This is a genomic window from Desulfobaculum bizertense DSM 18034 (genome assembly GCF_900167065.1).
GTDB lineage: Bacteria > Desulfobacterota > Desulfovibrionia > Desulfovibrionales > Desulfovibrionaceae > Desulfobaculum > Desulfobaculum bizertense.
In genome coordinates this window covers 175,279-188,833 of sequence record NZ_FUYA01000002.1, presented here as the reverse complement: position 1 = coordinate 188,833, position 13,555 = coordinate 175,279, and the positions used below count along the sequence as shown (strand labels likewise).

Genomic DNA, 13,555 nt, shown 5'->3' with positions numbered 1-13,555 from the left:
ACTTTTTCAAGAACAATATTATTGGAGGATATAGAAATGCCAGGTAAATCATCCCCTTGGTGGCAGCACAAGAGCTGGAAAGAAGTTGTTGAACATGCAAAGAAATGTGACATTGCAATCCTGCCTCTCGGCTCCATCGAGCAGCATGGCCCGCACCTTCCTACTGGTCACGATACCATGCAGCTTTTTGACATGTGCGAACGCATTGCCGAAGAGACCGACGCAATTCTTCTCCCCTGCCCCTGGTATGGCGCTCATCCCCATCACCACTGGAATTTCCCCGGCACTGTGCCGCTTTCCAACGACACCTGCAAAGCCATGATCAAGGACATCGTCCGTGGCGCAGCAGTTGCTGGTTACAAAAAGTTCATCATTTTCTTTGGTCATGGTCAGGCATTTGTGACCAACTACACCGTTCAGGATCTTGGTCAGGAAGGCTACTACGTTCTTTCCGTCATGTTCCAGAACGCAATCCGCGACATCCACGACGAAATCTTCAGCACACCTTTCTGGCATGCTGACGAAGCCGAGACATCCATTGCCCTGTCTCTCTTCCCTGAATACGTCGACATGGACCTCGCTGTTGTAGAAAACGGCAAATCCCTGCTGGACCGCTCTTTTGTTACCAGCCCCACAGAAATGACCTCTTCCAAGCCGCTCCGCTTCGACGAAGGCACTGTCAGTGGTCCTGAGTACCGCCACGCTGTTCACGGCGTTATTGGTGATCCTACTGCTGCTACGGCAGAAAAGGGTGAAAGATACATCCAGGCTATCGTCGATCGCATGGTTGCTCTCATCAATCAGGTGAAGAAAGAGCACCCGGTAGGCGAGGACGTCGTCACCAACTAGGTCCGTTACCCGCTGGCAGGGCAACGTCAAGGCACCCTGCTTCACGTTTTATTCTGAGGAGTTTTTTGATGGCCAAGCCAAAAGTAGCCATACTTCACACCTTCCTCTACGCGGTAAACGATATGCAGAAGTTTTTCCGCGACTGGGTGCCTGAAGTTGAGATTTTCAATATCATTGACGACACCCTGCTTGCGGAAGCGCTCGAAAACAAGGGCACCACTCCGGGAATCATTTCCCGCTACTGTGACTATGCCCGCATTGCCGAAAACCTTGGTGCTGACTGCATCCTGTCGCAGTGTTCTTCCATGAAACGGGCCTCTGAAACTGCTCGCAACTGTGTGAACATCCCCGTCCTCACGCTGGACACTCCCATGATGGAAGAAGCTGTCTCTCTTGGGAACGATATTGCACTCGTGTGCACGTCAAACTCTACAGTCAGTGCATCCACTGAACTGCTGACAGACACAGCCAATGCCTCTGGCAAAGACTGCAAAATCACAACATATTACTGTGATGGCGCATACGATGCACTGCTCAAGGAAGGCGATGCCGACAAGCACAATGCCATTGTCCTTGATTACGTCAAAAAGGCTGCTGAGAAACATGACGTCATCGTCATGGCTCAGGGCAGCCATTACCATCTTCGTCCCCTTCTGGAAAAACATGTCAGCATCCCTGTGCTGACCAGCCCGGAAGGAGGCGTTAAGCAGATCCGAAAAGTTTTGGGTCTCTAGGTTCTCTGAGAACCGCACACAAAAGAACCGGAAAGGCACCCCCCTGTATTGCACCCGTCAAATCTCTGCCCGCCTTTCCGGTTTTTTTTGTCTGCATGTATCAACAGTCAATTCTTCCTGAGGATACCATGAACCTGCACCAGCAACTCTTTTCTGAGCACACGCCCGAAGATCACCTTGATATCTTCTGGCTTGGGCAGGCAGGCTTTTTTTTCCGCACAGATGCGGGCCTCAGCCTTGCCGTCGATCCATACCTGACAGACTGTGGCGAGCGGATCAAAAACTACAAAGGCTTTAAGCGCCTGACGCCAAAGCTCATCCAGCCAAAGGACTTTTGTCCCCGCTACGTTCTCAGTACACACCACCACTTCGACCACCTCGACTACGACGCCATTCCTGACATCGCGGCACAGGGGACATCCGAATTTTTAGCCCCAGAATCCTGTTGCACGCTCATGCACGACGAGATGGGCATTGACTCGCAGCGACTCACTGCACTGAGTCCTGGCGATGAGCTTCATCTGGACCGCGACCTGACCTTATACGTCTTTGACGCAGACCACGGCGCAATGGCTCCAGAAGCAATAGGCCTTGGCATCGAGTACCGGGGACTCAGAATCTACATCAGTGGAGACACTGGTTTTTCTCCGGAAATCTTCCGAACAGTGCACAAATTTCAGCCTCACGTTGGCATACTTTCCGTGAACGGTGCCTTTGGGAACCTCACTGGCACAGAAGGGGGGCAGCTCGCAGGCCTGCTCAATCTTTCTCTCGCCATCCCCTGCCACTTTGGCACCTTCGCCGAACATGGCGGAGACCCTGCCTCTTTCATTTCTTCCGTCAAGGAACATGCCCCAACGTGTACCCCATTCCTCATGGCGCAAGGCGAACGGCTTCGCCTCAACGCGTATGACTACAGTGATTCACAGGAACAGGAGAGACTATGAAAGCCATACTTTTTACTGGACCAGAGCAGATTGAATACACCGAGGTCCCAACCCCGACTCCCGGCCCGGAGGACATTCTTGTCAAGGTTGCCGCAGTAGGCATCTGTGCCTCAGACGAAGAACTCCTGTCTGGCGAGCATCCATATATCAAGAACGGAAACACTGTGTACCCGGTACTGCCTGGGCACGAATGGTCTGGACACATCGCAAGCTTTGGTTCTGAGGTTCCAGAAGGACTTTTTACACAGGGCGACGCCGTCACCGCTGATGTCACAATGTCCTGCGGCAAGTGTAGCATGTGTAAGGAAGGCCGATACAACCTGTGCACGAATCGGGGTGTCATCGGTTCTTACAAAAACCGGGCAGGCGCATACGCAGAATACATCACGGTTCCGTGGAAACACGTCTACCGCCTTCCCGAAGGGATGAGTCTGGACACGGGCGCACTCTCCGAGCCTTCTGCAACGGCACTGTACACAGTCAAGCGGGTAGGCATAGACCCGGGCGCAACAGTTGCCGTTTTTGGTGACGGACCAATTGGCCTGCTCATCACAAGCTTTGCGCGGGCACTTGGTGCGGGCAAAATCATCCAGATCGGAAGCTGGAATGAAAAGCTCGACATCAGCCGCAGCCTTGGCGCAGACGAAATCATCAACTACCACGATGAAGACGTCGTCAAGAAGATTGGCGAAGCCACCGAAGGAAAAGGTGCAGACATTATCTTTGAATCCTCCGGAAATGATCTGGCCTTTTCGCAATCAGCAGAAGCCCTTGCACCCGGCGGCAAACTCGGTCTGGTATCCTTCTACCGCAAGACACAGTTTGAGGCGCCCATAAACGCCCTTATCACCAAAGACGCGTCTATCTATGGCACACTGGCAAGCCCAAACACCACAGCACCAGTGCTCAAGCTTATCAACAGCGGTTCTGTCCATCCCGAGTACATTATTACGCACCACTTCTCACTTGAAGACGCAGAAAAGGCGTTTGCCCTGATTCGTGAACGCAAGGAATGCCGGGTCAAAATCCTCCTGCACCCATAAGGTGCTCACCACAGCCGGGCTCAGTCCGGCTCTCTTCTCCCCACTTTGCCCACGCTACAGGGTAATGTGCCATCCATCCTAGAAAGGCCCCGGTTTTCCGGGGCCTTTTCCATAAAAAATTATTTGTCGCCCTGAATAACGGGAAGAGTTGAACCTCCGTGAGGCATCACGACGATTCGAGCATCCTGACCAAGGCGCTCGCGCGCCATTTTCAGTCCTTTCTCAAGGCTGGGTACAGGTGTGCAAAACAAATTTTCCGCTGCGGCATCATCAAGATCAGACAGCAGGAAAATATCTGCCTTTTGTCGAACTTTTGCCATTGCGGCAGCCTTGTGCCCGCCCAGCTCGAACTTTTTGCGAACACGGTCAATCAAATCCTGTGGAGTCTGGGCGTCATTGACCCATTCTGTAAACTTTTCAGAGCCATAGCCCTCCTGACAGCGGGCAACCCATAAAATAATGCCGCCCTTGCGTACAGCATGAGCGGCATTATCCAAGGCCTTCTGTGCCTGATAAATGTTCAGATCTTTGGGATACCCACCGGGGCTGACTAAAACGATGTCAGCAGGTTCATCCAGTGGGAATTTATAAATTGTATCCAAAAACGCACAGCCCTGCCGGTGCGCCAGAATCGGATCTCCAAGCACGGCGCGCAAAATCTCCTTGTGCGGCCCAAGCACGACATTAAAGATACAGTCAATGGGCAAAAGCTCCGGAACAGTATCAATATCCTCCCGAACAGGATTTCCGGCAAGGTGCCCGGTCGCCGCCTTTTCGCTCAGCATCATCTTGTGATTTGACTGAATCGCTGCATGTGTTGAAACGCCCGGCAAGATTGCCTTTGCCCCACCGCTGTAGCCTGCAAAGTAATGAAATTCTATATTCCCCATGCAAATCCGTCTGTCGGCTTCCACAACAGGCCGAAAGACATGAAGCGGAGTCCCTGCCCGCGTTGTTCCCAAGTCCACACAGTCGTTCATGTCTAAATCAAGACACTGAATTCGGGCCAAGACGTCTTCGCCCACAAGCTTCTTTTTCTCTTCCAGCGTGTGCTTTCTGTGGGCACCAAGTGCAAAAGCGATGCAAATATTTTCGTCCGGCACTCCGGCAGAAGCGAGTTCTTCAAGCACTGGCACCAACATCTTCCGTGTCGGGCAAGGGCGAGTCACATCACTTGTAATAATGCACACAGTTTCATCAGATTGAACAAGCTCGGAGATGCGCTGTGTTCCGACAGGATTTTTTATTGCTCTCCATAATTCCTCAGATTCATCAACTTTGGGAATTTCTTGCGGAATAAGTATTGATTGAATGCTTTTTTCTTCAATTTCCACATGAAACTGCTCTTTTCCAAAAGATATGCCGATGTCCATTGTCATCTCCATTGGTCAACTGCACGAGGAATTGCTCAAAGAAATTCGTCCACAAAGACAAGACTTGGGTGGGCATGGAAAAATTCAATAAATACAAAGTGTAATATCCACTTCTGAACGGTTCTTTTTGTTGGAAATTCTCGTGCCTCAATTCGGTGAAAATCTCCATGTACCAAGGATTACAGGGAATTTTGCATATCCTGTATTTTTTGGCATCGTGCCCACTCTGTCCTCTTCGATGTATCACAATTTGCCCCCTAATCAATCCTTTTAAAACGTATTGTCCAAACCTTGAGTAAGTTTTTAAAGTGTTGTCACAAATAGATATTTATCCTATCAACTCTAGAACAGTCACCTCAGTAATTTCCTTTACCTGGTGGCGTATTTTTAAAAGAATGGTCACGATACCATATTTTTGTTGCAACAAAAAACACGGGGTGGTAGCGTCAATTCCAATATTTCACTGATGCCACAGTGAAATCAGGATGAAACGCATGTATCCCGTGCGCTCATGCACACCTCTCAACCACTAACCAGCGGCGAATGTCTCTATCTGCACATTGGGACGCGCCGGATTCAGCGCAAAGGAATTCATCTGAACATTCAGAATGACCAATAAACATGCGTTAATGACACGCAAGGACTTTTAGGTACGGAGAAACCACAATGGGCATCAAGAAAATCACCGACGTCAAACTCAATGTAAAACCTGTTTTCTCGCAGCTTATTCACCGTCACGCATACGAAGGCCCCTGCCGCCTTGGTGGTCCAGACATGCTGACCCGCGAATTTGATGAGCACTCCGCAGCAAGCAAGTATGAAAGCTTCTGTACAGACATGAAGACAAACCTGCCTGACTGTGTGAACGTTCTGGAGCCTGTTTATGCAGAGTTCTATGATGATTTCATCATTCCCGACGCCCCGATTGAAGAAATCATTGCTCAGGATTCCAATGTTGACTTCTACCTCTTTGATGGTTTCTTCCAGCAGCTCTTTGCCAAGGAAGTTGCCCGCAGAACCAAAAAGCCTGTCGGCATCATCGGCATGATGGCTGGCCCAGACGGCTCTGCATACCTCCGCGCAATGGGTCAGGAAGCCTATCCTTTTATCGACCGCAGTGACCTCGAATACACCCTCAAGCTTCTTCAGGTCAGAAAGGCAATCGCCAGCACCCATGTGCTTCTGGTGAACAAAAATCAGGCCATTGCTGACAGTGAAACCAGTAATCTGACCCACCTTGAAGAAATCAAGAACCGCCTCGGCATGCGCACTCGCTACGCCAACCTTGAAGACGTTCTGGAGTCTTTCGAGGAATTCGAGGAAGAGCTGACTCCCGAATCCGAACGCATTGCCAAAGAGCTTGCCGAAGGTGCAGACGCCATCCATATGGACTGTGAAAAATACACGCCCAAGGATGTTCGCTTCTACCTCACCGTCAAAAAGCTTCTCGAAAAGCATGACTGTAACGCGTTCACCATTCCCTGCCCGGAAGTCTGTGCAACCCGCTACCTGAACAACAACAAATTCCTCTTCTGTCTGACGCACTCCCTGCTCAAAGAAGACGGCATCCCTTCTTCCTGTGCAGTGGACATGAACGCCATGCTTTGCATTTCCCTGCTGACCAGCCTGACCAACAAGGCTCCGCACATGGGCAACGTTCACCCCTTCGCCAAAGACACCTTTGAAAAATCTGTCAAATCCTCCCAGTCCAACCCCAAGGCTCTGCGCATTGTCGACGACATTCTCGACATGGACAACATTGTCATGATGTTCCACGCAGTCCCCACCAGAAACATGCATGGTCTGGACAAGCAGGACCCCTACGAAATTCGCAACTTCACGCACAGCGGATTCGGCACCACCATCCGCTACGACTACAACCGCGACCGCAACGAAACCCTGACCATGATCCGCTTTGACCCGCTGGCCAAGAAAGTTCACCTGGTCAAGTCCAAGCTCATCGCTGGCGCAGGTCTGGACACCGTTGGCTGCTCCACCGGTTTCTTCTTCCAGGTCAAAAACGTGAAGGACTTCTTTAAGAAGCAGGGCTATGTCGGGCACCATTACACCTGGGTCTTTGGCGACTACACCGAAGAGATCAAGGATCTGATGGAAATGCTCGATATCGAAGTTATGGAATCCTAGCGGGAGGATTGCCATGACAGCTGAAGAACGAGTTGCGGAAGCCAATCGGCAAACCCAGCTCTGTCTGGATTCTGTTGGCAAAGCCCCTCTCCAGCTGGAGCGGGAAGCGTTTCAAGCCTTTGTTCGACGCTACATCTTTGCCCGGTTCCTGCTGAATTCTGGAGACACTCAGTCGGAGGATCTGCGCGAACTCGCACAGGCCAGTATCCACAAGGCAAGCCTTGATGCCGGTACCAGTGCCCGCCAGCCAGATACTCCAGACTGCCAGAACAGCACCGCCGCAGACTCCAAACGGATTCTTCTTCAGATTCGACTGCTCAAGGACCTTGGCGTGGAGACCTCTCCACGTCTTCTCGCCAAGGCCAAGACAGTCACAGAACTTGCCGATGTTATTTTTGACAACGCTACAGCCATTCAAAAACCGTAGGTAACAGGCATGACAAGGGATTTCGTCAACACAATTCGGGCACAATTTCCAATCTTTGCGAAGCGAACAGACGCGGCCGTCTATCTGGACAGTGCCGCAACAAGTCAAAAGCCGCAGTGTGTGCTCGACGCTTTGTTGCAGGTGTACAGCTCCTCTAATGGGAATGTACATCGCAGCGCACACCGCTTTGCCCGAGAGTGTACGGATGCCCTTGAATGTGCCAGAGGGACTGTCGCCGCATTTCTCAACGCCCCGGCGCCACAAAACATCATCTTTACCAAAGGTGCCACTGAGTCGCTGAACCTTGTGGCACAGTCCCTTACCTCCAGCATTCGTGCAGGCCAGACCATTCTTGTCTCTGCCCTTGAGCACCATTCAAACCTTGTCCCGTGGCAGGAACTCTGCACGCGCACTGGCGCCATTCTCAAAATCATTCCTCTCACTTCTGATGGTGATCTTGACCTTGTGGAGCTTGAAGCGCTTTTGGACAGTGACGTTGCTGTTGTTTCTGTTGCACACGTATCCAATGTTTTAGGAACAGTCCTTCCCATCAAAGAAATAGGGAAACTCGTCAGAAGCAGCAGCTCTGCACTTTTTGTTGTGGATGGCGCACAAGCCGTCGCGCATCTTCCCGTGGACGTGCAGGATCTCGACGTCGATTTCTACTGCTTCTCTGGACACAAGGTCTACGGACCCAATGGCATTGGCGTGCTGTATGGACGCATGGACATTCTGGACAAGCTTCCGCCCTACCAGTTTGGCGGCGAAATGATCGAGCAAGTGAGCTTTGAGCACACACGCTACAACACCGTCCCCTACAAATTTGAGGCAGGGACTCCAGACTACCCGGCAGCCATTGCCCTCCGGTCTGCACTGGACTTTCTGACCTCCACAGGCTGGGAAGCCATCCTGAAGCAGGAACAGGAAATTCTTGATCTTGCAACACAGGAACTCTCTGCCATTCCCGACCTCACCATCTATGGCGCCCCGCACATACGAAGTGGCCTTTTATCCTTCAACATTGCGGGCATTCACCACTTTGACCTTGAAGTCATGCTGGACCGCTACGGCGTTGCCGTCCGCTCAGGCCACCACTGCGCAGAACCTCTTGTGCACCTGCTTGGGACAGAGGGAACAGTTCGGGCATCCTTTGGCATTTACACAAATCCCGAAGACATTTTTGCGCTGAGCACAGCACTCAAAAAAAGCTGCGCCCTGCTGAAACCACAGCACTCAGGAGCAGCATGATGAGTATCGAACAGCGACAGGAACAAATTCTCAAGACGCTCAACGCATTTCCCAATGCTTCTGACCGCTATGAGTACATCATTGAGCGCGGCATTACCCAGCCCCAGATGGATGAATCCGAACGGGCCAAGGCGCTTCGCGTTCCAGAATGCAAAACAGGCATCTGGATGAACATGTCCCACGATGGCAAAACCCTGTCGCTCAGACTCGACAGCGATTCCATCATCATGCGCGGCATCCTGAGCCTGATTCAATCGGTCTTCCATGGTGCTGACTGCACAGAACTGGAGAATGCAGCATTCACTCTGCATGAGGCTATGGACATCGGAGATTTCATGAACAGCGATCGGGCACAGGGACTTTCCCAGCTCATGCAGCGCATACGCCACGCCGCCAGCAGTTAAATTTCTGACAAAAACAGCAGAAGCACTCTGCTGAGGTCAATGACTTGAAAAAGGAACGTACAATGATCGGCACAAATTCAGTAAAGCAAAAACTCCACGCAGGGCAGCCTGTCTTCGGTGCTTTTGTAAAGTTTGCTGACCCCGCGGCAGTCGAACTGCTCGGCATTGCGGGGTACGACTTCTGCGTTGTTGATACGGAACACGCAGCGTTCACTCGACAGAACCTTGTCGAAATCATCCGGGCCGCAACCCTGCATGGCATGGCACCCATCATCCGTACGCCAAGCCTCGCCCGAAGCGGCATCCTCAATGCGCTCGACTCTGGAGCATACGGTGTTCAGGTTCCGAACATCGACACCTCAGAGCAGGCCCGGGAACTCATCGCAGCAAGCCTGTACGCCCCCGAAGGACAGCGCGGATTTTCTCCAACAACCCGCGCCGCTGGCTACGGCACCATTCCCGCCGTGGAATATCCAAAACTGGCGAACACAAACGTCCTGACCGTCGCACACTGCGAAACCAAAACAGGTGCCGAGAATCTGGATGAAATTCTCAAAATTGAGAAGCTCGACACCGTGTTCATCGGTCCCATGGACATGTCCCAGTCCTTTGGGCTGATTGGGCAGACCCAGCACCCCACTGTCAAAAACTGCATTGAGACCGCCATCAAAAAAATCCACGCCGCAGGAAAAGCCGCAGGCATCATCTGCGCTCCTGGCAAGGTGGACTATTACTACAATCTTGGCATTCGCTATTTCCTGCTCGGCGGTGATCAGGGATTCATGGCTTCCGCTGCAAAAAAGGCTCTCGCCACTGCTGCTGAACAGTGCTCAGAGGAGGCCCTGTCATGAAAGTCCTTCTGACTGAACCCATCCACCCAAATGGCGTCAAACTCCTCAAAGACGTTGCAGACGTTGTTCAGGCTCCGGCAGCTGACCATGACAGCATTCAGAAGGCTATTGCCGACTGCGACGCCGTCCTGATCCGCTCGGCAAAAATCACGGCAGATATCATTGAAAGCGCCCCCAAGCTGAAATGCATCGCCAAGCATGGCATTGGTGTTGATAACATTGACATCCCAACCGCCTCCAGCAAAGGCATCAAGGTCGTCAATGCTCCCTTCTCCAACCTCAATGCCGTTGCCGAACACACCCTCAGCCTTGTGCTGTCCATGCTGAAAGAAATCCCTCAGCTCGACAGCCAGATCAGAGCAGGAAACTACGTCAGCGCCCGCAAGGGAGCCACGCTCGGCGAACTCTCTGGAAAAACCGTCTGCTTTATTGGCATTGGCCGCATTGCCCAGCGCGTGCTTGAGCTGCTTGCTCCATTTCGCTGCGATGTCCACGCCTATGATCCTTTTGCTCCTGACACACTCTTTTCACAGCTCGGCATACAGCGAGAGACGACACTTGACGCCCTGCTCCCTCTTGCTGACGTCCTTCTGATTCACGTCCCGCTCACGCCAGAGACAAAGGGACTTATCAACGAGAAGACTCTCGCCCAGATGAAGCCCACGGCCATGGTGGTCAACACAGCCCGGGGCGGCATTGTGGACGAAGCGGCTCTTCTGAACGCACTCAGAGGTGGCGAGCTTGGAGCTGCTGCAACAGACGTCTTTGAAGCCGAGCCGCCCAAGGCAGATACCCCGATCATCAATACCACAAAGGTCGTGCTGTCTCCGCACTGCGCTGCGCTCACAGCCGAAGCACTTGAAGCAATGGCCACCCAGTCAGCCGCAGGCGTCTGTTCCGTTCTGCGCAATGAAACTCCTGAATTTTTTGTCAACCGCGACGCATTTTAACCCTAGCTCTAGCGAGAAAGACAATGACATACACTACGCTGCACCGTTTTAAGGATGTCCAGGGATACGAGTCTGTTATTACTCCAGAAAATTCCACTGTAGAGCACATGGAATTTGGCCGCATCCTTGTTGATGGAGGCACTGGAATGAACGGTTCTCTTGAAGGGAAGGAGATGGCTCTTGTCATCATGGAAGGTGACATGGATGTGCATGTCTCATTCAAGGGACAGGAATATGATTACAAAGGCATTACCCGAGGTTCTGTCTTTGACGAAAAACCCACGGCAATCTACTTGCCTCCACACTGTGAATACAGCATTGTGTCCCAAAATGGCGTCGAAGTACGCACATTCTGTGCGTACTGTGACGATGGCAACGAGCCGTACCTGTGCACACCGGACAATGTTGAAGAAGGCATTCCCGGTGCTGAAAAGTGGCGCAGAAAGTACCGCTTCATCTTTGGCCCCAAGGGAATGCACAACGACCACGTGACACAGAAGCTCATCGTTGGTGAATCTGTATCCCGCCCCGGTGGCTGGATCGGCTTCCCCGGACACAAGCACGACATCGTTGCAGACAACGAATACCCTCTCGATGAAATTTTCTCGTTCAAGGTGAAAGGCCCCAAGGGTGGATACGTGTTTGCCATGTCCTATGAACTGGAGCCAGAGAAGTTTGCCGAAGTGCATCTGATTGAAGATGACAAGTATGCAATGGGAATTGCAAAGGGCTACCACACCTCTCTTGCGGCTCCCGGCTGTACAGAGTTCCTTCTCTGGGGCCTTGCAGGCGACGCCAAAACCTACAAGCTGGTCTATGACGAGCGATTTGACTGGATGGACCACGCAGAATTTATGGAGACATTCTAGATCGAGAAAATCATTTCACGAACTCAGGCCGCCGCTCTGACGGCGGCCACCAGCCACTCTTGGGAGGGAATAATGAAGTCGAAATTCATGAGCATCCTTTTGGCTATAGGGCTCGTCTTTAGCGCCGTAACAGCCTCGGCCTCTGACACACTCGTTATCAAGGTCGGACATGGTGTCCCCGAAACTGCAACGCTTCACAAAGGCTTCCTTAAATTTAAGGAAATCGTTGAAACTCGCTCAAACGGCTCCATGCGAGTCGAAATCTACCCCAATCAGCAGCTTGGTGGAGACCGGGAACTCACCGAAGGTCTCCAGATGAACAACGTGGATATTACCGCTGTTACAGCGAACAATCTTGCTCCATTTACTCCCAAATTCTTTGTATGGGACCTCTTCTTCCTCTTTCAGGACCATGAGCAGGCCTATGAAGTACTGGACGGAGAAGCTGGCAAAAAACTTTTAAGCTACCTTGAGCCTATTGGTATCAAGGGGCTGGGATACATGGAAAACGGTTTCCGTTGCCTGACGAACTCCAAACGCGACGTTCGCTCCATTTCTGATCTCGGCGGCATCAAGATGCGCGTCGCAGAAAACCCGGTCCAGATCTGTGCATGGAAAGCTCTGGGAGCAAACCCAACGCCCATGGCCTGGGGTGAACTCTTCACCGCCCTTCAGCAGCACACCCTTGACGGTCAGGAGACGTCTGTAGAGCTGATCTACTCCCAGCGCTTCTACGAAGTACAGAAGTGTCTGACCCTGACCCGTCACATCTATTCGCCATTTGTCTTTATGGCATCCCTTGATTTCTACAACGACCTGACAGACGAGCAGCGCTCAATCATCGACGCAGCAGTTGCAGAAGCCATCCCCTACCAGCGCACACTGGCCCGCAACATGGAAGCCGAGGCCATTGAAAAAATACGCGCAGCAGGCGTGACGGTTGTTGATGTTCCTGCGGATATGCGACTCAAAATGCGCGGCATGCTGGCAGACTCTGCTGGCATGGTCAAAAAACGCGCAGGCGAGGCCTATGATGTTCTGATGTCTGCGGTAACGCACTGATCTCTCGCTGCCACCCGGCAGTTCACTTCTCCGCTGAGCCGGTGCTGCACCACCGGCTCAGTACTCGCAGGAGGGACGTATGCGCACTCAACACTCAGGACTGCTTCGCATCCTGAAATGGCTCGATGACAATCTCGAAGCCTTCTTTATGGTGACGTTTCTTGGTCTAGCCAGTGTTTTTATCTTTGTTCAGGTCGTGGCCCGTTATGTTTTTGAATCCAGTTTCAGCTGGTCAGAAGAAGTCTCCAGGTACATGTTTATCTGGCTTATTTATCTTGGCATCAGCTACGCGGTCAAAACAGACAGCCACATCAAGGTCGATGCACTTCTCACCAGAGATTTTCTGTCAGACGTGCAAAAAAAGCTTCTCTGCATTCTGTCAGATCTGATCTTTTTGGCGTTTTCTACAACTGTGGCCTACGTGGGCTATCAGGTTGCCCACCTCATTGCCCGTCGCGGGCAAATCACTGCGGCAACAGAAATTCCAATGTGGATTATTTATCTCGCCGTTCCGGTCGGATACAGCCTCTGCACATTCAGGCTGCTACAAACACTCGTCCACCGGTTTCGCCATTTCCACAGTGACTTCAAAGTGTTTTACCGGCAGGTCCCTTCTGGCGACCAATGCCCAGAAGACAAATAAGGGAGGGACC

14 protein-coding genes are annotated in these 13,555 nt (G+C 51.9%); 13 read left to right on the top strand and 1 reads right to left on the bottom strand.

Annotated features, from left to right (window positions below; genetic code table 11):
• The first annotated feature begins 36 nt into the window (after positions 1-36).
• From B5D23_RS03805 to B5D23_RS03790, 4 genes are all read left to right on the top strand, one after another.
• Positions 37-849 carry a creatininase family protein gene (locus tag B5D23_RS03805; protein WP_159445892.1) on the top strand — a complete coding sequence of 271 codons (813 nt, stop codon included), beginning with the start codon at positions 37-39 and terminating at the stop codon, positions 847-849.
• A 68-nt stretch (positions 850-917) separates the two neighbouring features.
• Positions 918-1,583, top strand: coding sequence for an aspartate/glutamate racemase family protein (locus tag B5D23_RS03800; protein ID WP_078684079.1), 666 nt, complete (start codon positions 918-920; stop codon positions 1,581-1,583).
• Positions 1,584-1,678: 95 nt separating this feature from the next.
• Positions 1,679-2,530 carry an MBL fold metallo-hydrolase gene (locus tag B5D23_RS03795; RefSeq protein WP_078684078.1) on the top strand — a complete coding sequence of 284 codons (852 nt, stop codon included), beginning with the start codon at positions 1,679-1,681 and terminating at the stop codon, positions 2,528-2,530.
• Entirely contained in the window at positions 2,527-3,573 is a 1,047-nt protein-coding gene (locus B5D23_RS03790; protein ID WP_078684077.1) for a zinc-dependent alcohol dehydrogenase, read from the top strand. The genes B5D23_RS03795 and B5D23_RS03790 overlap by 4 nt, the downstream gene beginning before the upstream one ends.
• A 119-nt stretch (positions 3,574-3,692) precedes the next feature.
• On the opposite strand, the gene larA is transcribed toward B5D23_RS03790, so the two are convergent.
• On the bottom strand, positions 3,693-4,946 hold the full coding sequence (gene larA / locus B5D23_RS03785; protein WP_078684076.1) for a nickel-dependent malate racemase, LarAH6 family: 1,254 nt from the start codon (positions 4,944-4,946) through the stop codon (positions 3,693-3,695).
• A 666-nt stretch (positions 4,947-5,612) separates the two neighbouring features.
• On the opposite strand from larA, the gene B5D23_RS03780 reads away from it, so the two are divergent.
• The 9 genes from B5D23_RS03780 to B5D23_RS03740 all read left to right on the top strand — a co-directional run bounded on the left by B5D23_RS03780 (position 5,613) and on the right by B5D23_RS03740 (position 13,545).
• Complete coding sequence (locus B5D23_RS03780) at positions 5,613-7,091, top strand: hypothetical protein (RefSeq protein ID WP_078684075.1); 1,479 nt, start codon at positions 5,613-5,615, stop codon at positions 7,089-7,091.
• A gap of 13 nt (positions 7,092-7,104) precedes the next feature.
• The gene (locus B5D23_RS03775) at positions 7,105-7,518 is read left to right on the top strand and encodes a hypothetical protein (RefSeq protein ID WP_078684074.1); all 414 of its coding nucleotides are present in this window, start codon (positions 7,105-7,107) and stop codon (positions 7,516-7,518) included.
• A gap of 9 nt (positions 7,519-7,527) precedes the next feature.
• Positions 7,528-8,766: an aminotransferase class V-fold PLP-dependent enzyme gene (locus tag B5D23_RS03770; RefSeq protein ID WP_078684073.1), complete on the top strand. Its 1,239-nt coding sequence runs from the start codon at positions 7,528-7,530 to the stop codon at positions 8,764-8,766.
• A complete protein-coding gene (locus B5D23_RS03765) occupies positions 8,763-9,170 on the top strand; it encodes a SufE family protein (RefSeq protein ID WP_078684072.1) in 408 nt (135 codons plus the stop codon). Before B5D23_RS03770 ends, B5D23_RS03765 begins: the two co-directional genes overlap by 4 nt.
• Before the next feature lie 62 nt (positions 9,171-9,232).
• Positions 9,233-10,021, top strand: a complete 789-nt coding sequence (locus B5D23_RS03760; protein WP_078684071.1) for an HpcH/HpaI aldolase family protein — start codon at positions 9,233-9,235, stop codon at positions 10,019-10,021.
• Positions 10,018-10,971 carry a hydroxyacid dehydrogenase gene (locus B5D23_RS03755; protein ID WP_078684070.1) on the top strand — a complete coding sequence of 318 codons (954 nt, stop codon included), beginning with the start codon at positions 10,018-10,020 and terminating at the stop codon, positions 10,969-10,971. The genes B5D23_RS03760 and B5D23_RS03755 overlap by 4 nt, the downstream gene beginning before the upstream one ends.
• Before the next feature lie 23 nt (positions 10,972-10,994).
• Positions 10,995-11,840 carry a 5-deoxy-glucuronate isomerase gene (locus tag B5D23_RS03750; RefSeq protein WP_078684069.1) on the top strand — a complete coding sequence of 282 codons (846 nt, stop codon included), beginning with the start codon at positions 10,995-10,997 and terminating at the stop codon, positions 11,838-11,840.
• A 72-nt stretch (positions 11,841-11,912) separates the two neighbouring features.
• Positions 11,913-12,902 (top strand): DctP family TRAP transporter solute-binding subunit, encoded by a 990-nt coding sequence (locus tag B5D23_RS03745; RefSeq protein ID WP_078684068.1) that lies wholly within the window; start codon positions 11,913-11,915, stop codon positions 12,900-12,902.
• Between the two features lie 79 nt (positions 12,903-12,981).
• Positions 12,982-13,545 carry a TRAP transporter small permease gene (locus B5D23_RS03740; RefSeq protein WP_078684067.1) on the top strand — a complete coding sequence of 188 codons (564 nt, stop codon included), beginning with the start codon at positions 12,982-12,984 and terminating at the stop codon, positions 13,543-13,545.
• Positions 13,546-13,555 lie beyond the last annotated feature (10 nt).